A 26158-nucleotide genomic window follows, 5' to 3' on the forward strand; every position below is an offset into this window, starting at 1 on the left:
GGAGAAGAGACGATATGGAAAAAACAGCTAATAAACAGAAAATGCATGGAGGAAAGATAGCGCTGTACATTATCGCGATCCTGTGGACAGTTGTTACACTGTTTCCGGTAGTAGTGACCGTAATGGCTTCCTTCAAAACAAACTCAGAGATTTACCTGAACCTGTTAAGCTTCCCTAAGAAGATTATGTTCCAGAACTATATCAGCGCAAACAAAACAGCGGATGCATTGAATACCATCAAGAACTCCCTGGTTGTAGCGACTCTGACAACTGTATTTAATACTGTAGTCGGAATGATGGCAGCATACATCTTATCAAGAAAAGATTACAAATTCCTGAAATGGGTATATGTATTCTTCATGATCGGAGTAATGGTTCCGGTTCACTGTACACTGATCCCGATCAACAACATTGCAACAGCATTAAATGCAAAGAACAACCTGTTCTTCCTGATCCTGATCTATGTTGCGTTTGGTATGTCCCAGGCGATATTCCTTTATACAGGATTCATGGATGGAATCTCCAGGAACCTGGATGAGGCGGCGATCATTGATGGATGTAACAACTGGCAGCTGCTGTGGAAGATCCTTTTCCCTGTTTGCAAGCCGATCATCGCAACAGAGGCGATCTTCGTATTCATCTATGGATACAGTGAACTTGTATTCTCCATGATCCTGATGACAGATACCAAATATTTCACAGTTTCACGTGCGATGCTGAACTTCTCTTCCGCGCATACACAGGAGATCGGAAGTCAGTTTGCATATGTAGTAATGTCCGTAATTCCGATGCTTATCATTTACATCGTGTTCCATAAACAGATTGAAAAAGGTATGCTTTCCGGAGCTATCAAAGGCTGATGCTTTTAATCTAAACAGGAGGAAAAAATCATGTATCAGTTTGACAGAAAAGAATATGAAAAACGTATGGAGTGGTACCAGGATGCCCGCTTTGGAATGTTTATCCACTGGGGATTATATTCTATCCCTGCAAGAGGCGAGTGGGTACGAAGCGTAGAGGAAATACCTGAGGAAGAATATCTTCCGTTTATGAAAGAATTTGATGCAAGAGACTACAATCCGAAGCAGTGGGCAAAAGAGGCCAAGGCTGCAGGTATGAAATATGTAGTCCTGACAGCGAAGCATCACGACGGCTTCTGCTTATTTGACAGTAAATACACAGATTACAAGGTAACAAATACACCGGCAGGAAGAGACCTGATCAAGGAGTATGTAGAGGCACTTCGTGAGGAAGGCCTTAAGGTTGGAATCTATTTCACACTACTTGACTGGCATCATCCGGATTATCCGCATTACGGAGACCGTATTCATCCGATGAGAAACCACAAAGAGTGCGGAAATGAGAACCGTGATTTCTCACGTTATACAGAATATCTGTATAATCAGGTAGAAGAGATCTGTACAAACTACGGACAGATCGATATCATCTGGTTTGATTTCTCCTACGACGATATGAGAGGGGAAAAATGGGGCGCAACCAAGCTGATCAACATGGTGCGCAGCTTACAGCCGCAGGTTATCATCGATAACCGTCTGGAAGCCAGCGGAGAGGGAAGAGGATCCCTGTATGAGTGTGATCCGACACCGTACCATGGCGATTTCGTAAGCCCTGAGCAGATCATCCCGCCGGAAGGAATCTGCGATAAGGAAGGCAACCCGATGGTCTGGGAAGCATGCTTCACCATGAACAACAACTGGGGATACTGTGCAAACGATCATTATTACAAACCGGCTTCCATGCTGATCAAGAAGCTGGTAGAGTGTGTTTCCAAGGGCGGAAATATGATCCTGAACGTAGGACCGGATGCCAAAGGTAAATTCCCGAAGGAATCATCTGCGATCCTGGCTGAGATCGGCCGCTGGATGGATAAGAATCATGACAGTATCTACGGCTGTGTACCGGCTGAAAACATTCCGAAGCCGGATTACGGACGTATCACCAGAAACGGAAACAAATACTATGTGCATATTTATGAGAATACACTGGGACCACTTCCGCTTCTGGGATTTGATAAGGATAAGATCGTGAAGGTGCGTGCGCTGGATGACGGACATGAGGTGCCGATCTCCAACGCATGGATGCACAGCGATTACCCGGATATCGCATTCGTTGATCTGGGACCTGACCCGGTACTTCCGGACCCGGTAGATTATGTTCTCGAAGTAGAGATGGCTGAGTAAAAAAACGAATCAATAATAAAAAAGAACAACAGGAAAAGCAGGAGATATGTGAATCTTAGTTATCCGGTTGTTCTTTTTTACCATAAGGAGAAGGGAAAAGATTATGATCATTTATACAGGAAAAGATTACTATGACGTAAGCAGAAAAGCAGCGAATATCATGTCTGCACAGATCATCATGAAGCCAAATGCCGTTCTCGGACTTGCTACAGGCTCCACACCGGTGGGAATGTACAAGCAGCTGATCGAGTGGTACAAAAAAGGAGATCTGGACTTTTCGCAGATCACATCCGTAAATCTTGATGAATACAAAGGACTTTCCGGAGATAACGATCAGAGCTATCGTTATTTTATGAACACAAATCTGTTTGACCATGTAAATATCGATAAGGCAAGAACCTATGTGCCAAACGGACTGGAAGAGGACAGTGAGAAAGCCTGTGCGGATTACAATGAGATCATCCGCAGCGTGGGTGGTATCGATATGCAGCTGCTTGGAATCGGCGGAAACGGTCACATCGGCTTCAACGAGCCGGGTGCAGCATTTGAGAAGGAGACTCACTGCGTAGACCTTACGGAGAGCACCATCAAGGCAAATGCAAGATTCTTTGAGACTATGGATGATGTGCCGAAGCAGGCATATACCATGGGTATCAAAAACATCATGACTGCAAAGAAAATCCTTCTGGTCGCTACCGGAGAGGCAAAGGCAGATGCTCTTTACAAATCTCTCTACGGACCGATTACGCCCAACGTGCCGGCATCTATCCTGCAGCTTCACCCGGATGTGACGGTAGTGGCCGATGAAGGCGCTTTAAAGCTGATCCGTGAGAAGGGACTGCTGTAAGAGATACAGAGGAAATTTCCGCGAATTAAATGAACGCAGATCACGGATATCCGTTTGAGTCAAGAGGATATCAGGGATCACTCATGGGATTTTCCTGATTTGGTTAATAAAGAAAGCTTCGATCTAACTCTCATCGATGAGCGATGTGCTCAGAGAGTGGATCGAAGCTTTTTGTGCTTTCGGGACGTAAACCTGCAGGTGGCTGCAAACAGGCCGGTGGGCCGGACATTTGCATTCTCAGGCTTTTTTCAACGTTTTGTGATAAATCATGACAGAAACGATGGCTGTAAACACCTCTGTGATCCAGAATGCGTTCCATACGCCATCAGGACCCATAAAATGGGACAGAAGATATGCGGTGGGCATGATAACGACCACATAGCGGAAAAGGGAAATTACAAGGGACTGCGTGCCTTTTCCAAGGCCTTCCATGGCACCGGAAGTGGTAACGGATACAGCAGAAACAAGAAAGCCGGCGCTGATGATCTTCAGTGCTCTGGAGCCAGCGACAATGGTTTCCGGGGTAGTTGTGAAAAGTCCCATAAGCTGTCCGGATGCCAGGAGGCAGATAACGGTTCCAAAGAGCATGATCACACAGCTGGATTCCAGGGTGAGCCGGAAGATTTTTTTCACACGCTTCATCTCGCGGGCACCGAAGTTATAACCGATCAGCGGGCGCATTCCCTGGATGATTCCGTTGGCCGGGAGATACAGGAAGGTCTGCAGTTTGTAATAAATGCCAAGGATCACCACATAGCTGTCCGAGTAAGCGGCCAGCACGGAGTTCAGAAAAGAGATCAGAAACGATGGCAGTGCCAGGTTTAGGATCGCGGGAACACCGATGGCATACAGGCTCAGATCCGTTTCTTTGCTTGTTTTCAGGGCTTTGGGCGTTACACGTACAGGAATAGGCTTCAGGATATAAAAGACCATATAGACCGCAATGGTGAGCACCTGGCCGATGCCAGTAGCCAGAGCTGCGCCCCGGATACCCAGCTTCGGGAAAAAGCCGATTCCCCAGATCAGGAACGGGTCCAGGATGATGTTGCTGATACATCCCACCAGCAGGGCGAGCATGGATACTTTCATCCGTCCTACAGCCTGGAAAAGTTTTTCGAAGAAAAGGCTGATGGCAATTACTGTGGAAAACAGGAAAACGATGGTAGAATACTCCAGCCCCATCCGGATCACGGTTTCATCCTGGGTGAACATCTGAAGGAATACGGGCATAACAGCGATGCTGATCACGGTCATCAGGATCCCGTGGATCACAGACAGAAAAAATCCGTGGGTTGCGGCAGTGTCTGCCATTTTTTTGTCGCCTGCGCCAAGGTGATAGGAAACTCTGGCGTTGATTCCGATTCCGAAGCCAATGGCAATGGCGTTGATCATGTTCTGGACCGGATAGACAAGGGACAGGGCGGTCATGGCCTGCTCGCTGATCTGTGCCACGAAGAAGCTGTCCACAATGTTGTATAGTGAGTTTACAAGCATGGAAAAGACCATAGGCAGCGCCATGGATGCCAGCAGCGGGCCGACAGGCTTTTCCTTCATAAATGTGCTGTTCATGAAAAATCCCCCTTTATATCAGAATCGTAAGAATATCAGGTGCGGAAAACAGAGCGTGTTTTTTGTGCATAATAAAAGCCACACAATCTGTCTTCTCGAATCGGACAGATTGTGTGGCGAAAAAAGTTCAAAACTGAAAAATCCACACGTTGTTTTAGTGTTTTCACATTAACAAAAAACAGTGCTGATGTCAAGACCGCACGCAGGAGAAACACCATAAAAAGCTGCAAAAAGAAAGGCTTGATATAAAATCGGAGAGGATTGGCAACATTAGACAGGTGCGTGCGGATACGGGCAATATCAGCCCTGAAAAGGTCGTTCTGGCAATATGCACAAAACTTGTCGAACCATGGTGGATAAGTGAAAAACTTTCCAAAAAGTTTTCCACATGACAAAAATCCGCAAATCCGCCAATAATCAAGTTATGCACAAATTTATCCACATTATCCACAAGGATAACCATGTGGATGACCTGATTTACATAAATAAATTTAAACATATGTTTTGTGTAAAATGATAAAATTGTAAAAAATGGGAAAAAAGTTTTTAAAACTATTGACATTTTTAAATTCTAAATATCATAAAATTTATTGCAAAAAAGACATAATATAAAAGAATAAAAACAAATAATCAGATAATAGTAAATGAATTCTTGAAAAACTAATCTATTTAAAAAGGGGACTATCGGATGTATGGAAATGAGGATAAAAAAGAACAGTGCCCAGTTAAAACGATCACTGCAAGGTGTTGAAAAGTCATTTTCAGGTGTGGATAAATGTGGATAACCAAAAAATCCTCCGCAGAACCGGAAAGATCTGCGGAGGATTTTTTTAACTATTTTGTTTCATACGTTTGATCACCTTCAGACGTGTAAACTCTTCACGCTCTTTTTCTTCCAGAGCATTGGTGATATCTCGGGTGAGAGTTTCGTATCTGGGGATGGTGATGTTTTTCAGCGCATTGGCACGCTTCTGGGTTTTTTTGATGTTGGTGGCAAGACGGATGGCGGCGTTTTCGATCATGGAGAGCTGGATAGACAGCTCCTTTACACGCTCGAAGGCGGCTTTGGCCTCGTCCAGGGACAGCTTGGTGCTGTAGTAGGCGTAGGTAGGAGTATTGCCGGCTTTTTTATCGTATTCCACAAGCGGGATCTCAGTTCCCATGACACTCCTGGTCTTGATCCGGATGGAATTTTCCACAGGAACGGTATGGGAGATCTGATCTACAAAAGCGATTCCGATCTCCATGTTTGCTTTCTGCAAAGCAGCGTAGGCAGTGCGGAAAGTCTCATCGATCTGGGTCTGGATATCCTTTGCCTGGTCGATCAGCTCCATCATTTCACGGATCAGGATATTACGCTTTTTGTCCATAAGCTCATAGCCCTGTTTGGAAAGAGCCAGAGAGTTTTTTGCAAGTATGAGATTTCCCTTGGTGGGAAAGGTATTCGGATCCATAAAATCACCTCACTAACGGACGGTTTCTCTGTAATACTGATCCAGAACTTTGGTATCGATACGGTCGAGCTCTTCTCTTGGAAGAAGGCCAAGAAGCTCCCAGCCCTTATCCAGAGTTTCGATGATGCTTCGATTCTCTGTTTCTGACTGTCCTACAAACTCTGCCTCGAAGGCTTTTCCGAATACAAGGTACTGCTTATCCAGCGGAGAAAGCTCATCCTCACCGATAACGGATGCCAGAGCTCTTGCATCGCCTACCTTTGCGTAGCAGGAGAAGAGCTGGTTGGCAACATCCTGATGATCGGCACGTGTGAAGCCTTCACCGATACCGTCCTTCATCAGACGGGACAGGGACGGCAGAACGTTGATCGGCGGGTAGATCGCCTGTCCATGAAGCTGACGGTCCAGTACGATCTGGCCCTCGGTGATATATCCGGTAAGGTCAGGAATCGGGTGGGTGATGTCGTCGTTTGGCATGGTCAGGATCGGGATCTGGGTTACAGAACCGGTGCCTCCACGGACGATTCCCGCACGCTCGTAAAGAGTTGCCAGTTCACTGTACAGATATCCCGGATAACCTTTTCGGGAAGGAATCTCACCTTTTGAGGAGGAAACCTCTCGCATAGCCTCGCAGAAGGAGGTGATGTCAGTCAGGATAACCAGGATGTGCATGCCTTTTTCAAAAGCAAGATATTCAGCGGCTGTGAGGGCGATCTTCGGTGTCAGAAGACGCTCTACAACCGGATCGTTGGCAAGGTTCAGAAACATTACAACGTGGTCGGAAGCACCGCTTTCCTCGAAGGTCCTGCGGAAGAATTCGGCTACGTCGTATTTAACGCCCATTGCTGCAAAAACAATAGCGAATTTCTCATCGGAGTCTGCGCCAAGGGAAGCCTGCTGAACGATCTGTGCAGCCAGCTTGTCATGAGGAAGACCGTTTCCGGAAAAGATCGGCAGCTTCTGGCCGCGGATCAGGGTGGTCAGTCCGTCGATGGCGGAGATGCCGGTGTTGATATAGTTTCGCGGATATTCACGGGTTACCGGGTTCAGCGGAAGTCCGTTGATATTCAGGCTGACTTCCGGTGTGATCTCGCCAAGTCCGTCAATGGGCTGGCCGATACCGTTGAAGGTACGTCCCAGGATCTCCGGGGAAAGCCCGATCTCCATAGGATGTCCGGTAAGACGTGTGTGTGTATTGCCGAGGGACATATTATCAGTTCCCTCAAAAACCTGGATAACAGCCTTGTCCTCATAGATTTCCACGATACGGCCGATCTTCTGTGTGCCGTCTTCCATGTGGAATTCCACGATCTCCTCGTAAGATGCGTTTTTGACACCCTCAAGGACAACAAGAGGGCCGTTTATTTCACTCAGGCCAAGATATTCGATTGCCATAAACTGATCCCTCCTTTAACCGTTTCTTTCCAGTACGTTGTCGTAGAAGCGGTCGATATCTTTATGATACTCATCAAAACGTTCCAGTTCTTTGTTTGGAACTTCGTATTTGATGGCGATGATACGTTCGAAGATATTATCCTCTTTCAGTACGGAAACCGGCATGCCACGGTTTACAAGGGCACGGCATTTCTCGTAGAGATAAAGGATGGTTTCCATCATCAGGAACTGTTTTTCCATTGGGACACTGGTGTCCTCCTGGTGAAAAGCGTTCTGCTGCAGGAAGCCCAGACGGATAACCCTGGCAATCTCCAGTGTCAGTTTCTGGTCATCCGGAAGAACGTCGCTTCCGATCAGTTTTACGATTTCCATAAGAGAACTTTCCTGATTGAGGATCGCCATGATCTGGTTTCTGTCGTAGACAAATTTCGGGGAGACATGCTCTCTGTACCAGGGAGTCAGGTCCTCCAGATATTCGCTGTAGCTGGTCAGCCACTGGATGGCAGGGAAGTGACGGGCATAGGCAAGAGCCTTGTCCAGTCCCCAGAAACAGCGGACAAAACGTTTGGTATTCTGTGTGACCGGCTCGGAGAAATCACCACCCTGAGGGGAAACTGCACCGATAATGGATACGGAACCCTCTGTTCCGTTCAGGTTCTGCATCATTCCCGCGCGCTCATAGAAGGCGGAAAGCTTACTTGCCAGATATGCAGGGAAGCCTTCCTCTGCAGGCATCTCCTCCAGACGTCCGGAAAGCTCACGGAGAGCCTCGGCCCATCGGGATGTGGAGTCTGCCATGATCGCTACATCATAACCCATATCACGGTAATATTCCGCAAGTGTAACACCTGTGTAGATGGAAGCCTCACGGGCTGCAACCGGCATGTTGGAGGTGTTGGCGATCAGTGTGGTACGGTCCATCATCAGATTTCCGGATTTCGGGTCGATCAGCTTGCTGAAGTCCTCAAGAACCTGTGTCATCTCGTTTCCACGCTCGCCGCAGCCGATATAGATGATGATATCTGCGTCAGACCACTTGGCGATCTGGTGCTGTGTCATGGTTTTTCCTGTTCCGAATCCGCCGGGAACTGCGGCAGTGCCTCCCTTGGCAATAGGGAAAAGGGTATCCAGGATTCGCTGACCGGTAAGGAGCGGAACGCTGGCCGGGAAACGCTTGTAGGTCGGTCGTGGAACACGGATCGGCCATTTCTGGGCAAGTGCCAGTTCTTTTTCAGTTCCGTCATCAAGGCGGATGGTAACAATGGGCTCCAGAACGGTATAGGCACCGTCAGGAGCTGCATGGATAACGGTTCCGTGTGTGATCGTAGGCGGAACCATGGATTTGTGAAGGATGGAGGCGGTTTCCTGTGTCTCGGCAATAACCGTGCCTGCACCGATGACGTCACCTTCCTTTACGGTAATGTGGGTTTCCCATTTTTTTTCTGTGTCAAGAGAGTCAACGCTGACACCACGGGAAATATATTTTCCAGAGGCCTGGGCAATCTCTGCCAGAGGTCTCTGGATACCATCAAAAATATTGTGGATGATTCCCGGACCAAGGAGAACGGAAATAGCGTCTCCTGTTCCGATAACAGTTTCTCCGGGTTTCAGCCCTGTAGTTTCCTCAAAAACCTGTATGGTCGTCATATGTTTCTTAAGACCGATGACTTCTCCAACCAGTTTTTCGGGGCCTACATAGACCATCTCGGAGATCTTGAAGCCGGTGTCGCCCTTGAGGTAGATAACAGGACCGTTAACACCGTAGATAATACCTGTTTTACTCATGTGCTGGACCTCCGTCAAATTTGAATTCTCTGTAAGCTGCTTGATAGCCTTCCTCAAAGGAATTGTCGATGAGGATATTTTTTTCAGGGATTATCGCCTTGATCCCGCCGATAAAGGATTCATCGGAAACCTTCAGCGGGAAACCGGTCTTTACAGTGAGAGATTTCAGACGGGGTTCATCTTCTTTTGAAAGATAGATCTGGATCTCATCGTGTTCCGCGAAGCAGACAGCTTCCTCGATCTTTGTACAAAGATATTCTTCATAGCGGGGAGATTCCATGAATTTCAGGATCTGTACCCGGACATCTGCAAAAAGTTTTTCTTTTAAGCGGCTCTGTCTGGCAGTCCAGTTTCGCCGGATGTGAAGCTGCTCTGCGGAAAGTGCCTTGTTGATCTCACGCTTTGCGTTTGCGATCTCGGCTTTGCGGGAACTGGCAGCATTTCCCAGAGACATTTTTTTATGTTCCTCCAGTGCGGCATCCAGGGCTTCCTTGTGTTCCCGGACATCTTTTTCCGCCTGATGGCGTGCTTCGTCCACGGAGGTGTCATAGAAGTGTTTAAGCTTCTCTTCAATTGTCATAATATCACCTGCCTATAATTTTAATCCGATGGCCTCGTTTACATAAGATGTAATGAAATCAGGTCTGCGGCCGGTACCATGTCTGTCAGGAATTTCAATGATGAGAGGTGTTTTGTGATGAAGCTTGACATCATCAATGATCTCAGGAAACTCCCGACCGAATTTTTCGGTCAGGAGTATGATTCCGATCTCTTTGTCTGCGATGGTGCGCTCCAGAGCTTCCTTCAGCTCGTCGTGCTCATGAACGATCACACCCTCTACACCGGCCAGTCTCATTCCTGTCAGAGTATCAATATTGTCACTGATCAGATACATTTTCATATCAAAGTTTACCCAGGATCATGAAGGAGATGATCAGTCCATAAAGAGCAACACCTTCGGCAAGACCTACGAAGATAAGAGATTTACCAAGGATGCTCTGATCCTCACTGATTGCTCCAAGTGCTGCGCTTGCCGCACTGGCAACGGCAATACCACCACCGATACAGGAAAGTCCGGTAACAAGTGCTGCTGCGATGTAACCCATACCTGTTGCAAGGCCTGCGTCAGCGCCTGTAGCAGCCTGTACGGAAGCTCCGCCTGCAAATGTTACTGCAATGGCAACAAGCATGATCCCGAAGAAGAAAAAGGCGTTGACACCAAGAGCTGTTTTGTAGCGGCCGCGGCTTTTTTCGCCGAGAAGATAATAACCAAATGGAAGAATGATGCTGAGTACAAGTGCAACTGCGATTGTGATCTGTGTAATGACTGTCATGATGATGACCTCCTTAATATTCGTTTAATTGAATGCCCGGATCAGAATGCGTTCCGACTCTGGCATTTTATTTGTTTTTTGAACAGAACGGCTCGAATTTCCGTCCGCTACCCTTGTAAAAACGGCTGAACATTTCGTAATATTCCAGACGGAGTACCTGGATACCTACGATCAGGCCCTCCATAGCGCATACGAACAGGTTTCCGAGAATGATGACGATCCAGTTCGGACTGCCGTTCTCCGCGCCTGCAAGCATAAGTACAACCTCCATCATAGCTGCGTGGCTGACTGCAAAAGCACCGATACGCACGAAGGAGAGTGTATTGGAAAAGTAGCTCAGGATAACCTCGAACAGTTCAAAGATACCCTGTACGATAAACATGCCTTTTTCTTTTGGCATAACCTCGGCCTTTTTTTCTACCAGGTTTGTAAGAGGCTCCTTGAAGAAAATAAGAAGCAGCGGTAAACCAAACATAATGGCAAGGACTGCACCACCCGGAACTGCATGCCCGGATACAAAGAGTCCGATGCAGAGAACTGCGGAGCCATAAAATACAAGTCCTGCCACAGCGTTGGTGTCAAACCAGGTTTTTTCAACATCATGCGTCTTAAAGGAATTGATGATGTTGAAAACCATACACAGGAGGATGATTCCCATGCCGAAGCCGATGGCAACGATAAATACGGTATTCAGTTTTCCGATAAAAGGTATGGTCGTCATACTGTCTACAGGCCGTAGCCACAGAGCAGGTATGACATCCTCAAATCCAAAGATACTTCCGAACATCAGACCGAAAAATGTGGAAAAGACTCCGGCGCAGCTGATGATTCCGGCAAGATCGATATGCTTCAGCTTGTACAGGAGCAATCCTCCGATAAAGAGCAGGAGTCCCTGTCCTGCATCACCGAACATGGCTCCGAAAATAAAGGAGTAGGTGATGGCAACAAACCAGGTAGGGTCCATCTCGCCATAGGCGGGAAGTCCGTACATTTTTACATACATTTCAAAGGGCTTGAAAAGCTTCGGGTTTTTCAGCTTGGTCGGCGGCTGATGGTTCTGGTCGTGCTCCGGCGTATTGGTATCTTCTCCGTCTACCAGGCAGAAGATTTTTTCGTCGGATGAGATATCGGCTTGAAAAGCTCTGGTGTCGGCTTCTGTCATCCATCCGCAGAGAATATAGAAATTCTCATGCTTTCCGGTGCAGGCTGCCGCTTTCCGGACATCGAAATTTCTGGAAAACTGAAGAAGTGTGTTTCTGGCGGTAACGATGGTTTCTGCCTGATCCGCAAGAAATCTCTGGTATTTCTGTTTCTGTGCTTCCAGATGCTTCAGAGCATCCTCGTATTGTTTGCTTACGCTTGAAAATGCCTGCTGGGCAGTTCCGGTATAATTATCCGGCACAAAGATCTTTTCAAAGTGCATAGAAGAGTAGGCGGCATCAATTTTGTGCGCATCATGCTTCGGTACGAAGTAAACGCCCCAGACGTATTGGTCATCTTCATCGCATTTAAGGAAGATCGTGTTCAGATTGTCGTAAATATATTTCTTGAATTTCTCATAATACTGTTTCTCGATACGTCCGAAATGAAAATGGATATACTTCAAATGAAGTATGGATGAAATATCATAATCAATATTTCGGAAGGGACGTATGATCCGCAGTGATTCTTCCAGAGAGGAACATTTTTCTTCCAGTTCGGACTGTTCCTTCTGGAGCTGATCCGCCTGGGAGCGGATCTCCTTTACTGTGGAAAGTGCTGTTTCAATACCCGGGCTTCTGTTAGAAGTGGACGGAGGAGTTTTCAGCTCCTCATAAATGGTATTGATGGAATTTAAGGCATCTCTGTAGGGGTTGACATCCAGGAAAGGCGTCAGACTTTCTACTGTGGTCAGCTCTGAGAGAGCGTTTTCCAGATGGATCTCGTACTTGCACAGGTAGGTGTTTACAACCCGGTCGATATCTGCCTTGGGACCGGTGATGCTCAGAAAATTCATTTTTTCAATCACGTTGCTACCTCCTGGTTATTAACCGTTGCGTATATAACGCAGGGATTGTTCTGGGTCCACGCCATAGCGCACGCATTCAAGGGCAATGGTCAGACGGTTGACTTCATGTTCTTTGTGATATAAATAGGAATAGATGACTGCTACGGAATAGGGATCCTTGCGTGCTTCCTGTTCCAGTATGCTGCGAAGAATATAGTTATAAAATTCTTCCAGACTGGCGACGGTCAGCTGTTCGTATTTCTTACCATAATAAGTTCCATTGAAGATACGACGGAACTCTTCTGGTGTAGGGGCCTCCACAAGGGTGGTGATCTCCTCTTTGCGGAGCTTGTAGTTCATGGGGACCAGCAATGCGTAAATAGCAGCCGGTTCCATCTGAAAGCAGCGTTTGGAGCGCTGGATGAACTGCAGGTTCAGCATATCGAATTTTTCACCGTAAGCCTTGGTGATCTGTTTCAGATCGTTACCTTTGAAAAGCTTCTTCCGCACATTCCAGATCTGTGAAAAATACGAAAGGTCAAGTGCCATGCCGAAGTCAAAAAGCGTGGCATTTCCACGTTCGTTGACCTGAGACAGCGGAATAAAAAAATCATTTCCCTTCAGTGCCGCAATGAATTCATCCATATTGGTGCAGGCGGTAAGCCTGTCAATGTCCAGCTTGGAATGATGTCTGAAAAAATCGCGGTAGGGAGAAATATCCACGGGATCGGTGTCCCGGTGGTCAAAGAGATTCGTCATGATTTCTTTCAGGACGCGGATCTCATAACGCTTCGAGTAAAGCGACAGGAACGTTCGCTGTTCCTGATTTGCAAAGTGGTAAAGCCTTGAAAAATTCAGGAAGATGGATTTCTTCAGGAGTTTTTCTATCTGTCCGCGGTGAAGATCATTTTCATCGAGACCGGACCAGATATTCTGATATTCGGGAGTCCGTTTCAGGTAGGCTGTTACCTGGGGGACATTGGGAAGCTGAACGATTTCTTCCAGCTGCTCATCTGTCACAAGCCTGCTCTGCATGGCGCGGATCTTGGTGGAGAGTCCGCTGTATGAGAGGACAGAGCCCATTGAATCACTTCCTTTCCCTTCAGGTTTCGGTGATGCCTGTTATTTTCTGAAACAGCTCACTGCAAAGACTTTCGTGATGGGCTTCGTAATAGGCATCCAACCTGGATAGCTGGTCTTCGGTTTCTGCACGAAGCTCATTGATCCGGGCGTCTTTCTCGCGGGCCAGATCTTCACGGATCTTCCGGATCTCGTCGCTGGTTTCTTTTTCAAGTGAAGCGTCGAATTCCTTCGTCTGTTTTTCTGCTTCTTCCGAGAGAGCCTGTTTCTGTCGCGCAGCGTCCTGCATGATGGCATTGGCTGTAGCTTCGATTTCCGAAAGCTTATTTAGGATTTGTTCCATAACGCCCTCCTTGTTTGTTTATTGTTTATAATTGATTTTTATATGATACACCTTTTTTATGGTAAAAACAACTAAAAAATTGTTAAATTTTTTGCAATTATTGAATAAATATGTTCAAAAAGAGACGAAAAAAAGAAATTTGTTTATTAGACGATGATTGAGTTTTGGGAAAAAATGAAAACCGCAAAGGGGCCGTAAAGCCACGGCCCCTCTGCACACCCCTCGGGCTTTTTTTAGGAGTTCTTGGTTGTGGCGGTGTGAGGTTGTTGACTTGTGTATGTATGCTGCGGTGTTGGATGTGTGAGGTTGAGCCGATGTATGTGGATGCGGACGGCGAGGCGCGTTGCTGTCGCCTGGTTGGTTGGGTTTGAGAGGATGCGGATGGTGTTGGAAGTGGACGGCGAGGCGCGTTGCTGTCGCCTGGTTGGTTGGGTTTGAGAGGATGCGGTGGTGTTGGGGTGGACGGCGAGGCGTTTTTGCTGTTGCTTGGTTGAGGATTTTTTTATTTTTTGCTTGCGGCGGGGTGGGGGTTACATGTATAGTTGAGTATTGGAATGTTGTTTGATAAGAATCATTGAGACATTATTATGGAAAGATTATTGGAGGTTGTTTATGAGATTACGAAATATTCCGGGTGCTAAGGATGCTATTTTGGATTGTGAGTGGGTAATTGATGAGCCGGAGAGGTTTAAAGGAAAGTGGAATGAGGTTTTTGGAGTGAAGAGACCGCTTTTTCTGGAAGTTGGTATGGGGAAGGGGCGTTTTCTGATGGATATGGCAAGACTTCATCCGGAGAGAAATTTTGTGGGAATTGAGATGTATGACAGTGTGCTTCTTCGGGCGCTGCAGAAGAGAGAGGAACTGGAAGCGGCAGGAGAGGAGTTTTCCAATCTTGTTTTTATCCGGGTGGATGCAAGATTGCTGCCGGAGATTTTTGAGAAGGATGAGGTTGATGGGATCTATCTGAATTTTTCGGATCCGTGGCCGAAGGCGCGTCATGCAAAGAGAAGACTTACGTCCAGGGAATTTCTGGCAAGATATGAGAAGATTTTGAAAAAAGAAGGAACTGTAGAGTTTAAGACAGATAACCGTGGTCTGTTTGAGTTTTCCCTGGAAGAGGTTAGGGATTCCGATTGGAATCTGGAGGTGTGTACCTTTGATCTTCATCATGATGAGGAGTTGGTGAAGGGAAATGTCATGACGGAATATGAGGAGAAGTTTTCTTCTATGGGAAATCCGATCTGTAAAATGGTGATCAGACAGAAATAGAGGGAATAAGATGCAGGAAGAAATTTTTGAAAAGTATCCTATACCAAAGGCATATTTTAAGCTGGCACTTCCGGTTGTGTTCAGTATGGTTATCTCGCTTGTTTATAATATGGTAGATACGTATTTTATCGCAGGAACCGGCAATACGGATCTGGTGGCGGGGGTTGCCCTTGGATCACCGATCTTTACCCTGATGATCGCGCTGGGAGATATTTTCGGACTTGGCGGCAGTTCTTTTATTTCCAGGCTTTTTGGAGAAAAAAGATACGAGGACGCAAAGCGGATCAGCGTATTCAGCTTTTATGGCGCGATCGTCAGCGGTGTTGCAGTTGCGGCTGTACTGATGATCTTCAGAAGTCTGGTATTGGGACTTCTGGGTGCAAGCGAGGCCACCTGGGAGTATGCGTCACAGTATTATACCTGTATTGCACTGGGGGCGCCGTTTATCATTGTTGCGCTGACACCGTCCAATCAGTTACGAACAGAAGGATTTGCGACGGCTTCGATGGTTGGTTCTGTACTTGGCGCAGTTGTAAACATTATTCTGGATCCGATCATGATCTTTGTACTGGGCTGGGGTGCGGCCGGCGCAGCTACAGCGACCGTGATCGGAAATGTTTGTACCGATATTTTCTTTGTATGGTTTCTTATTAAAAAGAGCAAAAATCTTTCTGTGGATCCCAGGGGATTTCACATTTCCAGGTCGGAGATAGGAGCGGTTTTTGCCATTGGTATTCCGGCTTCTGTTACTAATCTGATGCAGAGCATCGGAATTGCGTTGACAAACCGCGCGTTGCTGGGATTTGGTGACGATAAGGTTGCAGCTATGGGAATCGTTATGAAAATTAATATGATCGCTGCGTTGGTCCTGGTTGGTTTTGCCTTTGGTGGACAGCCGCTGACCGGATACAATTACGGCGCGAGAAACCGCACAAGGTTGAAAGCAACTTTGAAGTTTGCATATCTTCTTGAGGGAGGAATGGCGCTTGTACTGATGGCGGTACTTGGATTTTTTGCCCCGCAGATGGTAAAGATCTTTATGAGCGATCCTTCCGTTGTGGAAAATGGCGCGCTGATGCTTCGGCTGCAGCTGGCGGGAATGTTGTGTATGGGAATCGTGCTGATCAGCACCTGTACGTTTCAGTCTGCAGGACAGGCTATGGGAGCTTTTCTGTTATCAGTGAGCAGACAGGGAGTGGTCTTTGCGGTTGTACTGATGATCGCTCTTAAGGTGGCAGGGTATTATGGCGTTCTGGCTTCTCAGGCAATCTCGGATTTCCTTACGGCAGTGCTGGCGGTGGTGCTGGTATGGCGCTGGCGGAAAAAAGTGGATTTCTAAGAGTCCGCTTTAAATACTTTGCGCAAATATCAGGAAACAGATCAGGATATTTTCATATAATAAAATATCCGTGATGTTGGAAAGGTATTTGCGCAAAGCAGGAGGCCATAAGTTTTGAAAAAAAGAAAATTCAGATCCATGCAGCAGAATCTCCATACGGTAAGCCGCAGCATTAACAGCCAGGCTGCCCAGATCAGAAATTCGCTGTCAGAAATAGAAAAATCACTGAACAAAATTGCATCAAATGAAGATATAAAAAATAAAAAAGAAAAAAATAAAAAAAATTAAAAAAAGGTGTTGACTTTCCGCAAATCATAACGTATAATACAACATGTCTTGAGGAACGAACGAAACAAAAAACGAAAGACAAATAATTAAATAAGCGTCTTTAGCTCAGTTGGTAGAGCACCTGACTCTTAATCAGGGTGTCCAGGGTTCGAACCCCTGAAGACGCACTAAAGGCACTGTTTTTGCAGATATAGAGCTGCGGGGACGGTGTTTTTTTGTTGTGTTTATGCGGGCTTCAGGGGTTTTGAGGTTTTGTCTGGACGGAGTGATCTGGAGGAAATGGACCGAGATGAAAATGTCGATCATCAGATAGAATCAGAATGTCTAATATAGACACCATGATTATAGGTATAGATCCTTTTGAATAAAGAAAGGATGGTATACTATGGGAGTTTGTAAGAAGATAAAAAGGAGGGCCGGGTCTTGGAAGGGACCCGGCAGAGTATGAAAAGAAAAATAAGTAATGATCTATAAGATGAAAAAGCTTTGTGCTTTATTTGATTAATAATATACCGTCAAAATGTGATGGAACTGTGAGAAGCGTTTTAAAAATTTGTGAGGAAAGTCTAAATATCTTATAAAGTCTGATAAACTGCGAAGCAGTTATTCGGTGTAGAGCCGCGTAGCGAAGCGGATTGCGAATATCCGCTTGACTCGAATCAAGTAAGTCCCCTGCGGGGGGGGGCGAAAAGCAATAGCAGTCGGTGGGGCTTGTAAGGATAGAAAATTCTGAAATTTGTACAAAAATAGTGAAAATAAATAAGACTTTTTTAAGCCGATACGGTATAATAAACCATAGCATAAAAATCCGGAGGGGAAATGAACGAGGATGGATGTGGTACACAACGTCATATGAACAGGTGCGGGGATTTTCCGGAGGGGTATAAATGAATATATCTATATTTTATGTCCAGCGGAAAATGTGATATCCGGAAAGATGGTTCAATTCTGAGGTATTCAGATGAAAAGGGAGGAGATGGCTATGGAGAAAGTGTTTGAGGCGATCAATGGAGTGTTCAGCTTTATCGGTCCACTGTCTGATTTTCTGTGGGAGTTCCCCACGAATTTTGACTGGTACAGCAGTATCCCGATTCTGGGAAATATATCCTTTGCGATCATACTACTTCTTGGGTCCGGGATTTTTTTTAGTTTCAGGATCGGTTTTATGCAGGTAACTTACTTTAAAAAAGGAATCCGAACCATGACGGAGAAACGTGTTGTGGAAACAGGAATTTCGCCGCTTGCATCGTTTTTCCTGAGTTCAGCTATGCGTGTAGGACCGGGAAATATCCTGGGCGTAACAGGTGCTATTGCAGTGGGTGGACCGGGGGCCCTGTTCTGGATGTGGATATCTGCGTTTTTCGGGATGGCAGTTGCATACATGGAGGGTGTCCTTGCTCAGATTTTCAAGGAGAAGAAGGACGATGAGTTTGTAGGAGGTCTTCCTTTTTATGGGAGAAAGCTTCTTGGAAATAAGGTATGGATCGGTGTTTTTCTTTCGGTATTGTATATTCTGTATGCGCTTTGCTGTCTGCCGGCACAGGGCTTTAACGTTGTTTCATCAGTAGGACGCATGGCAGAGATCGTAACCGGAAAAACCATCCCAAGCGGATCAGCCTTCTATTATATAGTAGGTACGCTGATCGTAATCCTCACAGCAGCTATCGCATTTGGCGGAATCAAAAAAGTATCCAAATGGACAGATATGATGGTGCCGGTGATGGCGGTGCTCTATATGGTAGTAGTGTTACTTCTTATCATATTGAATTTTACCCGTATTCCGTATTTCTTCGGAAGCGTGTTTGCAGGAGCCTTTAAGCCGGATGCATTTTTTGGAGGTGTTTTTGGAACGGTTCTTGCACAGGGCGTAAAACGAGGCCTGATGTCCAATGAGGCTGGTCAGGGAACGATCACTATGTCAGCGGCAGCAGCTGACGCAAAGCATCCATGTGAGCAGGGTGTCATCGCTTCTCTGGGAGTTTTTCTTGATACCATTGTGATCTGCACACTTACCGGATTTGTGGTAGTTATGGCACATTGCTGGACGGGAGCAGATGCGGAAAGCTGGCAGGCTCTTGATAAACTTCCAAAATATACGGAGTCCATTGCTGTGCTGACTCCGGGAACTGCAATGAACGGGATCGTTACATTTCTTGTAACCTTATGTTTCTGCCTGTTTGCATTTACCTGTCTGCTTGGAATGATCAGCTTTTCGGAAATCGCAGCAAACCGTATCCGCAAGGATAAGATCTGTATTAATTTTGTACGCTGTATCGGTCTTTTTGTTGCCGCATTTGGTATCCTCTGTAATATTGCAGGACTGGAGCTTGGAAATCTCTGGGCGTTTTCTGATCTTGGAAATATTCTGATCGTATTTTTCAACGTACCGATCGTTTATGTCGGTGCGAAATATGTTTTCCGGGCGACCAGACATTATAAGAAGAATGACGGTACTCCGTTTACATCGGAGGTAATTGGAAGAAATGACTGCGCTTACTGGGATGAGCAGGCAAAAAAAGTAGTGAAAAATTTTTCCGGAAAATAAAAATTCCGGCGTGAGATAAAATTAGCATTGTAAAAGTGCATGTACTCATTTATAATGAGTAACAGATTCTAAAGATGTTATAAATAACAGGAGGAAAGCCTTGAAAAGAGAATTAGTTATTGTCATTGATTTTGGCGGTCAGTACAATCAGCTGGTTGCAAGACGTGTCAGAGAATGCAATGTATATTGCGAAATTTATTCTTACAAGACAGATCTTGAGAAGATTAAAGCGATGAATCCGAAGGGAATCATCCTTACCGGCGGACCAAACAGCTGCTATGAGGCAGATTCACCGACTTACCAGAAGGAATTATTTGAGCTTGGTATTCCGGTACTTGGACTTTGCTATGGAGCACAGCTTATGATGCATGTCCTTGGCGGAAAAGTTGAGAAGGCAGATGTCAGCGAATATGGTAAGACAGAGCTTCTCATCGATAAGAAAGATTCCAGGATCTTCAAAAATGTATCCGACAAAACAATCTGCTGGATGAGCCATACAGACTATATTTCCCAGACTGCACCTGGATTTGAGATAGCTGCACACACAGCGGACTGTCCGGTAGCAACTGCACAGAATGAAGAGAAGAAACTGTATGCGATCCAGTTCCATCCGGAAGTACTGCACACAGTAGAAGGAAAGACAATGCTTTCCAACTTCGTACTTGGTGTCTGCGAATGTGCCGGAGACTGGAAGATGGATGCCTTTGTTGAACATACGATCAAAGAGATCCGCGAGAAAGTCGGTGATGGAAAAGTTCTCCTTGCCCTGTCAGGTGGTGTAGATTCCTCCGTGGCAGCAGGACTTCTTTCCAGAGCGATCGGTAAGCAGCTTACTTGCGTATTTGTAGATCATGGCCTTCTTCGTAAGGATGAAGGTGATGAGGTTGAAGGTGTATTCGGACCGAATGGTCAGTTTGACCTGAACTTTATCCGCGTGAACGCACAGCAGAGATATTACGACAAGCTTGCCGGTGTTACAGAGCCTGAAGCGAAGCGTAAGATCATCGGTGAGGAATTTATCCGTATCTTCGAGGAAGAAGCCAAGAAGATCGGCGCTGTAGATTTCCTTGCACAGGGAACCATTTATCCGGACGTTGTAGAGAGCGGTCTCGGCGGAGAATCCGCAGTGATCAAATCCCACCACAATGTAGGAGGCCTTCCGGATTTCGTTGATTTCAAAGAAATCATTGAGCCGCTTCGTGACCTATTCAAAGATGAGGTCCGTAAAGCTGGCCTTGAGCTTGGAATTCCGGAAAGACTGGTATTCCGTCAGCCATTCCCGGGCCCGGGACTTGGAATCCGTATCATCGGTGAAGTCACCGAGGAAAAAGTACGCATCGTACAGGATGCAGACTACATCTACCGTGAAGAAGTCGACAATGCAGCCGCCGACTACAAAAAAGAACACGGAGAAGATCCGTCCTGGATGCCGAACCAGTACTTTGCAGCCCTTACAAATATGCGAAGCGTAGGTGTAATGGGAGACTTCAGAACATATGATTATGCAGTGGCGCTCCGCGCCGTTAAGACCATTGACTTCATGACTGCGGAATCTGCTGAGATTCCTTATGCAGTACTTAATAAGGTGATGAACCGTATTATTAATGAAGTTAAGGGCGTAAACCGCGTATTCTATGATCTTACTAGTAAGCCGCCTGGAACGATTGAGTTTGAATAATGAGCAAAATCCCAGAAATCCTTTATTTACAAGGGTTTCCGGGATTTTATTTTTGTCCGTGATGCTACGGTGATGTTAATGGGGAGAAAGTGTCTTATTTTTGGGGATTTTTTGTTATTATATGATACTGTACGTTTCATATGTTTTTATCTTCTGCATTATCATTTGTGGCTCTTACTTCATTGAGAGCGTCAGCAAGCTTCCTGTCTTTTCCCGGATACAAATGAGCATAAACTTTCCAGGTTGTCTCCGGTGATTCATGTCCAAGCCGGTCCGAAATCTCCTTGATGGAAAATTTCATATCGATCAGCATACTTGCATGGGAGTGCCGAAGATCGTGGATCCTGATTTCTGGAAGACCAGATCTGGCAGTTGCACGTTTAAATTCTGACCGCATACCGGATTTCTGAAAATAGAAGATACGCTCATCTGGTTCTATAGCCATGCTGGCAACATAATCCTGAAGCTCTTTATACAGAGATTGCGGAATGTTCACGACACGTTTGCTCTTTTCGGTTTTGGGTGTCTGGAAGTATTGCTCGCCTTTTATAACCACAAAGTTCTTGCTAATTGATATAGAGCAGTCCGGCAGGATATCCGCCGGAGTAATGGCCAGAACCTCTGCAGATCGAAGCCCGCCATAGAACATGAGGCTGAATGCCATCCTGTATGCGCTTTTCTTTTCAAACGTCAGAAAGTAATCAAATTGCTCTCTGGTCCAGATGTTCATTTCATCTGCACTGCTTTTCCCGATCGCACCAGCTGCAAGGCATGGATTGCTCCGGAGCTTATAGTATTTGACAGCATAATTCATGATAGCAGACATCTGGTTATTGATGGTCTTCAGATACGTCTGAGAATAAGGATTTCCCTTATCGTCCCTGTAATTAATCATGGCATCTTGCCACCGATGGATCACGATCGGAGTAATGTCACCGATCTTCATATCTTTAAAGAATGGCAGCAGTTTCATGTCTATCAGATACTGCTTGTTTTCCAAAGTGGTCAGTTTCAGCCGGGAGCTGCAGTCTGACATATAATTCTTGATCAGAGCAGAAAACAGGATATCTGGATCCTTGGCTCCCTGCGCCAGAAAGTCACGTTCCCATTCTATAGCCTCTTTTTTGGTAGAAAAACCCCTTTTGCATTTATGCTGACGCTTGCCAAGCCAATCATCATAGTAGAAGTTGGCATACCATTTTGTCTTTCCATCTTTGGTAAAATACTTATAAGCCGGCATCTGAATCCTCCATTATTAAACAAATGTGTCAAACAAATGTAATCAACAAATGTTTGACAAAAATGTTGAATATAGATATAATGTACTTAACAAGAGAACCGTTGGTCAGCGTACACCTGACCGCCGGATAAAACAATAGCTAAAAATAGCGCCTTATCTTACCAGGACGAGGGCGCTATTTTTTATGCATTAAATTGATAACAAGAGTTACAACTGCACAAAGCATAATTACAAAAGTAAATAAATCACCATATGTAACCATCAGCACCAGCCTCCTTTCACCAAAGTGTCCGGCGGCTGACATAACACCCCAACGGTTCCCCAGTTAAATATACTATTCTGTTTTTTCTTCTTCCATGTTCTCCATCATTCCCAAAAAGATACGCTTTCCCTTCTTGGATAACTGACGGTACCGCAGGATAATGTCCTGTTCGTCTTCTGAAGCAATGGCACAGCTGTATTCAGAATTACCCACAAGGTAATCCATAGAGGTGTCGAGGGCTTTTGACAGGCTTGCAGTGGCATCTATTCCCGGAATAGTCTTTCCGGCCAGAATGTCGCAGCAGGCTTCCTCTGTCAGCGTTGAATTTTTGATCAGATCCGGAAGGCTCATCTGCAACTGAGCCAAACGGGCTTTTATTCTTGCCTGCACTGCGGAAACTTCTTTCGGATCCGCAACAGCATATCTTGAAGTAGTCCGGCCAAGAATGTAATCTGCTGGCACACCGAAGCATGCAGCACTGCGATTAACAAATTCTGTTGACGGAAAAGAGTAACCTCTTTCGACATTCGATACTACTTGGCCAGAAAAACCTATTGCTTTTCCAAGTTCGGACTGACGCAGATCAGCCTCAGCCCGCAATTCTTTTATTCGTTCACCAATTGTCATAAAAACTATTCCTCTTATTAATATCTGTCACCGCGTTGGATTACAATATCAGAAATCTTATCGTTATCAATTATGAAACCTATATCTTCCGATACCTTATATGAAACCCACTTGTCTGAATTCAGTTCTGGCTTTGGAATTATTTTTCCGCAAAATTCAGCACCTTCAAATAGTATGACTACGGATACTGCACTGCTGTCAATAGAAGAAATAGTACTTTCGATATCCTCTGGATCAGCAGCTTCAATCTGGGCATTGTACATCTCAACCAGTTTCTTTTGAGTATCGGTAGCAGTGGCGTCGTCATAGCCCACCTGTACTGAAAAATATTTGGAATCATACGCTGAAAATAAATTCGAAATTGTATCACCGATTCTTATACCACGAAATGTTTTGCTATCAGGATAAGCAGAGGCCATTATATAATCTTCTGAATCAGGTATCTCAATAGGAGCATCATTTTTATCATATAATTTAAAATCTTCCAGTGAAAACCATTTTTCCTGATTCTCATATTGTGAAAGTAGTTCTTTGGCAGCTCCTTCTGGCTTATATTCCCCTGTTTTGTAGTCTTTAATTTCAAATGCGGTTGCATCAGCGGAAATCGGATTGACCCAATAATAAATCAGATCATCACTACTACTGTGGATATTCGTTATAGAAGAGCAACTCCAAGTATTGTCTTTTGTATAGTAGCAGACCGCCTCCATGGCTACGCCATCTGCTGATAAAATTACTTGTGCAACTGTTTGAGAATCTTCTTTTTTCTCTAAATCGTAAGAGGAAACTTTTTTAACACCCATATCATTCAACGACTCGGAAATTGCATCGGATAATTGGGAAGCATCTCCGGAAACGTATTTTTGATCGATATTAATGCCATAATCGGATGCTGCGAATACAGGGATAGTATTGGCAAAAATCAATGAGCAGGTAAGTGCAATCATTTTCTTTTTCATAGTCATTCCCCCCTTTTGCTTCGGTACCACTCGAAGCTTATTATTTTGCTTTCTTAAGAGGCTCGACAGTATCTTCTTCCTGCCGTTTTAAACATTTTATGTACCCCTTTAATTCACCTCGAAATTCCAACTGCGCATCATGCGGAAGTTGGTGAATCAATGCTAACCATTCGGAGTCCTCAGAGAGAATGTTCTGCTTTGAGTTTCTTTCTTTGCCCGTAAGTAAATAGTCGCTAGACACACCTAAAAATTCACAAATTGGGATTATCATTTTTGCGGGCGGATCAGTTCCTCGGTTCTTCCAGTTGGTCATAGTGCTTGTGTTTATTCCGATAGCCCGACATAAATCAGTGGCTGTCAAAGACTTTTCTTCAAGCAGTGATAAAATACGCTGAGTGATCATACAATTCTCCAAAATCCCAAAATGTGAAAAACATAGTTGACAAATTCACAAATTGGGATTAATATTAAAAATGTAATAAACAAATGTTTAATGCAAAACAAAAAAAGAGAGAGTTACATCGATAAATCGGAGAGCAATGCTTTATTGTTTTCTTCAATCATGGCCGCCACAGCAATGATAAGAGCCTCAGCAGATGCTTCCGACATAACAGTGTTTCCGGCAGGAATACCGTTTCTTAATAATTCAGAAAGAATCCGGCGGTTTTCGTCACCATAACGTTTAAGTCCAATTCTTCTGAGATTATCAATCCAATTATCCATGATAACTCCTTTCTGATTATTTTAATGCAATCGCAAACAAATGTAAACAACAAATGTAATAAACATTTGTTGAAAACGGAGGTGATATTTTGAAGCGAAAACTGTCTCCATGGTGCAAAGAAGTAAAGAAAACCCTAATTGACAGAGATATGTCTGTCACGGAATTATGCGGTGAAGTTGGGATGTGCAGGAACTATGTGACAACCACCATAAATGGAAGAATGTATGCACCTGCACTTGCTGAAAAAATCAGCAAGGCTCTGGATATCGATACAGAGTACACAATTTAATTACCATAACTTGATTATACAGCTTATAGAAGGAGAGAAAAATGTCGAAATTTGCTACGAAAGCAGCGGCTAATATGTTTTGCCAGGCACGATATGAGGCGGCAAAGTCAAATGAACGTCTGAGCAGCAGAGAAGGTGCTGCGGAAGAAATAGGAATCGACCGTACAAGGTTAGCCAGAATCGAACTTGGGAGCACAATACCATATCAGGAAGAGGTCCTTTTGATGGCTGACTGCTATAAGGCACCGGAATTGAAAGGAAATTATTGCCGGGAGATGTGCCCGCTTGGAAAGAACATGCCGAAGATTGAGAATGCAGGACTGGATAGAATCAGCTTGAGAATGCTTTCTTCTTTAAAGAAGATAAACGAGGCAAAGGAATCACTTCTTGATATTACGGCAGACGGAATTATCTCAGAAGAGGAAAAACCGGAACTGAAAAAAATCATTCAGACATTAGATGAAGTAAATGAGATCACACAAAATCTGAAAAATTGGATTGAGAGAAATCTGGAATGAGGTGCTTGGTATGGAAAATGCAAACGGTGTAATCAAAAAGCTTACATCTGCGGAACGTTCTTACTATACAGCCGCTGAGGTCAGAGAAATGATGGGTGTGAGCAGGGATACGGCATATCGCATGATACGTTCTCTTAGATCGGACCTGATAGCTGATGGACAGCTTGCCAAGGGATATCCGTCAGGGAAAATCCCCAAAAAGGCATTTAACAAATTATACATGATTGAATGAAAGGAGTGGATACGATGGCTTTTTATAGAATCTGCCCGGATTGCGGAGCGTATCTGGATCCGGGAGAACAGTGCAGTTGCCATGAAGAACGCCTGATCGAAATGGAAAGAAAAGAAAAAGCAACTGCATTTGTTGAAAAGATGATGAAAGAAGAAAAAAGTGGCCAGCTTCGCCTGGCAGTATAGGAGGGAAA

27 protein-coding genes and 1 tRNA gene are annotated in these 26158 nt (G+C 45.1%); 13 read left to right on the forward strand and 15 right to left on the reverse strand.

Annotated elements, in window-relative coordinates; genetic code table 11:
* Positions 1–14 precede the first annotated feature (14 nt).
* The 3 genes from NQ489_RS01400 to nagB all read left to right on the forward strand — a co-directional run bounded on the left by NQ489_RS01400 (position 15) and on the right by nagB (position 3048).
* A complete protein-coding gene (locus tag NQ489_RS01400) occupies positions 15–860 on the forward strand; it encodes a carbohydrate ABC transporter permease (protein ID WP_021653145.1) in 846 nt (281 codons plus the stop codon).
* 30 nt (positions 861–890) lie between these two features.
* On the forward strand, positions 891–2201 hold the full coding sequence (locus NQ489_RS01405; protein WP_021653144.1) for an alpha-L-fucosidase: 1311 nt from the start codon (positions 891–893) through the stop codon (positions 2199–2201).
* Positions 2202–2304: 103 nt separating this feature from the next.
* Entirely contained in the window at positions 2305–3048 is a 744-nt protein-coding gene (gene nagB, locus NQ489_RS01410; RefSeq protein WP_015525385.1) for a glucosamine-6-phosphate deaminase, read from the forward strand.
* Between the two features lie 237 nt (positions 3049–3285).
* Here nagB and NQ489_RS01415 read toward each other — a convergent pair whose 3' ends face one another.
* From NQ489_RS01415 to NQ489_RS01460, 10 genes are all read right to left on the reverse strand, one after another.
* Positions 3286–4617: an MATE family efflux transporter gene (locus NQ489_RS01415; protein WP_021653143.1), complete on the reverse strand. Its 1332-nt coding sequence runs from the start codon at positions 4615–4617 to the stop codon at positions 3286–3288.
* Positions 4618–5447: 830 nt separating this feature from the next.
* Entirely contained in the window at positions 5448–6071 is a 624-nt protein-coding gene (locus NQ489_RS01420; RefSeq protein WP_021653140.1) for a V-type ATP synthase subunit D, read from the reverse strand.
* 12 nt (positions 6072–6083) lie between these two features.
* Positions 6084–7466 (reverse strand): V-type ATP synthase subunit B, encoded by a 1383-nt coding sequence (locus tag NQ489_RS01425; RefSeq protein ID WP_015525388.1) that lies wholly within the window; start codon positions 7464–7466, stop codon positions 6084–6086.
* A gap of 15 nt (positions 7467–7481) precedes the next feature.
* Entirely contained in the window at positions 7482–9251 is a 1770-nt protein-coding gene (locus NQ489_RS01430; protein WP_021653139.1) for a V-type ATP synthase subunit A, read from the reverse strand.
* Positions 9244–9831, reverse strand: a complete 588-nt coding sequence (locus NQ489_RS01435; RefSeq protein ID WP_021653138.1) for a V-type ATP synthase subunit E — start codon at positions 9829–9831, stop codon at positions 9244–9246. Before NQ489_RS01435 ends, NQ489_RS01430 begins: the two co-directional genes overlap by 8 nt.
* A gap of 12 nt (positions 9832–9843) precedes the next feature.
* Complete coding sequence (locus NQ489_RS01440; RefSeq protein WP_021653137.1) at positions 9844–10152, reverse strand: V-type ATP synthase subunit F; 309 nt, start codon at positions 10150–10152, stop codon at positions 9844–9846.
* A gap of 1 nt (position 10153) precedes the next feature.
* Positions 10154–10585, reverse strand: coding sequence for an ATP synthase subunit C (locus tag NQ489_RS01445; protein ID WP_015525392.1), 432 nt, complete (start codon positions 10583–10585; stop codon positions 10154–10156).
* Positions 10586–10652: 67 nt separating this feature from the next.
* Positions 10653–12593 carry a V-type ATP synthase subunit I gene (locus tag NQ489_RS01450; RefSeq protein ID WP_044962505.1) on the reverse strand — a complete coding sequence of 647 codons (1941 nt, stop codon included), beginning with the start codon at positions 12591–12593 and terminating at the stop codon, positions 10653–10655.
* Positions 12594–12611: 18 nt separating this feature from the next.
* Positions 12612–13655, reverse strand: a complete 1044-nt coding sequence (locus NQ489_RS01455) for a V0D/AC39 family V-type ATPase subunit (RefSeq protein ID WP_021653135.1) — start codon at positions 13653–13655, stop codon at positions 12612–12614.
* 19 nt (positions 13656–13674) lie between these two features.
* Positions 13675–13995, reverse strand: a complete 321-nt coding sequence (locus NQ489_RS01460) for a hypothetical protein (protein WP_021653134.1) — start codon at positions 13993–13995, stop codon at positions 13675–13677.
* Between the two features lie 612 nt (positions 13996–14607).
* Here NQ489_RS01460 and trmB point away from each other — a divergent pair.
* From trmB to guaA, 6 genes are all read left to right on the forward strand, one after another.
* On the forward strand, positions 14608–15264 hold the full coding sequence (gene trmB, locus NQ489_RS01465; RefSeq protein ID WP_021652379.1) for a tRNA (guanosine(46)-N7)-methyltransferase TrmB: 657 nt from the start codon (positions 14608–14610) through the stop codon (positions 15262–15264).
* 10 nt (positions 15265–15274) lie between these two features.
* A complete protein-coding gene (locus NQ489_RS01470) occupies positions 15275–16603 on the forward strand; it encodes an MATE family efflux transporter (RefSeq protein WP_021652380.1) in 1329 nt (442 codons plus the stop codon).
* A 114-nt stretch (positions 16604–16717) separates the two neighbouring features.
* The gene (locus NQ489_RS01475; protein ID WP_156906934.1) at positions 16718–16891 is read left to right on the forward strand and encodes a hypothetical protein; all 174 of its coding nucleotides are present in this window, start codon (positions 16718–16720) and stop codon (positions 16889–16891) included.
* Between the two features lie 94 nt (positions 16892–16985).
* A tRNA-Lys gene (locus tag NQ489_RS01480) sits at positions 16986–17058 on the forward strand.
* 815 nt (positions 17059–17873) lie between these two features.
* Positions 17874–19436 carry an alanine/glycine:cation symporter family protein gene (locus NQ489_RS01485; protein ID WP_044962034.1) on the forward strand — a complete coding sequence of 521 codons (1563 nt, stop codon included), beginning with the start codon at positions 17874–17876 and terminating at the stop codon, positions 19434–19436.
* A gap of 100 nt (positions 19437–19536) precedes the next feature.
* Entirely contained in the window at positions 19537–21114 is a 1578-nt protein-coding gene (guaA, locus tag NQ489_RS01490) for a glutamine-hydrolyzing GMP synthase (protein WP_021652384.1), read from the forward strand.
* 136 nt (positions 21115–21250) lie between these two features.
* Here guaA and NQ489_RS01495 read toward each other — a convergent pair whose 3' ends face one another.
* The 5 genes from NQ489_RS01495 to NQ489_RS01515 all read right to left on the reverse strand — a co-directional run bounded on the left by NQ489_RS01495 (position 21251) and on the right by NQ489_RS01515 (position 24925).
* Positions 21251–22354, reverse strand: coding sequence for a site-specific integrase (locus NQ489_RS01495; RefSeq protein WP_021652385.1), 1104 nt, complete (start codon positions 22352–22354; stop codon positions 21251–21253).
* 334 nt (positions 22355–22688) lie between these two features.
* Positions 22689–23243, reverse strand: a complete 555-nt coding sequence (locus tag NQ489_RS01500; RefSeq protein WP_021652387.1) for a helix-turn-helix domain-containing protein — start codon at positions 23241–23243, stop codon at positions 22689–22691.
* Between the two features lie 17 nt (positions 23244–23260).
* Positions 23261–24202: a hypothetical protein gene (locus tag NQ489_RS01505; RefSeq protein WP_044962035.1), complete on the reverse strand. Its 942-nt coding sequence runs from the start codon at positions 24200–24202 to the stop codon at positions 23261–23263.
* Between the two features lie 40 nt (positions 24203–24242).
* Complete coding sequence (locus NQ489_RS01510; protein WP_021652389.1) at positions 24243–24605, reverse strand: helix-turn-helix domain-containing protein; 363 nt, start codon at positions 24603–24605, stop codon at positions 24243–24245.
* A gap of 113 nt (positions 24606–24718) precedes the next feature.
* Complete coding sequence (locus tag NQ489_RS01515) at positions 24719–24925, reverse strand: hypothetical protein (RefSeq protein WP_021652390.1); 207 nt, start codon at positions 24923–24925, stop codon at positions 24719–24721.
* Positions 24926–25014: 89 nt separating this feature from the next.
* On the opposite strand from NQ489_RS01515, the gene NQ489_RS01520 reads away from it, so the two are divergent.
* The 4 genes from NQ489_RS01520 to NQ489_RS01535 are packed head-to-tail and all read left to right on the forward strand — an operon-like array spanning position 25015 to position 26150.
* A complete protein-coding gene (locus NQ489_RS01520; protein ID WP_021652391.1) occupies positions 25015–25215 on the forward strand; it encodes a helix-turn-helix domain-containing protein in 201 nt (66 codons plus the stop codon).
* 41 nt (positions 25216–25256) lie between these two features.
* Entirely contained in the window at positions 25257–25733 is a 477-nt protein-coding gene (locus NQ489_RS01525) for a helix-turn-helix domain-containing protein (protein WP_021652392.1), read from the forward strand.
* Positions 25734–25743: 10 nt separating this feature from the next.
* A complete protein-coding gene (locus NQ489_RS01530) occupies positions 25744–25965 on the forward strand; it encodes a helix-turn-helix domain-containing protein (RefSeq protein ID WP_021652393.1) in 222 nt (73 codons plus the stop codon).
* Between the two features lie 14 nt (positions 25966–25979).
* Positions 25980–26150 (forward strand): hypothetical protein, encoded by a 171-nt coding sequence (locus NQ489_RS01535; RefSeq protein ID WP_156906935.1) that lies wholly within the window; start codon positions 25980–25982, stop codon positions 26148–26150.
* The last annotated feature ends 8 nt before the right edge of the window (positions 26151–26158 follow it).

Origin of the sequence: Blautia sp. KLE_1732_HM_1032, from assembly GCF_025147905.1 — a bacterium.
Lineage (GTDB): Bacteria > Bacillota > Clostridia > Lachnospirales > Lachnospiraceae > Blautia_A > Blautia_A fusiformis.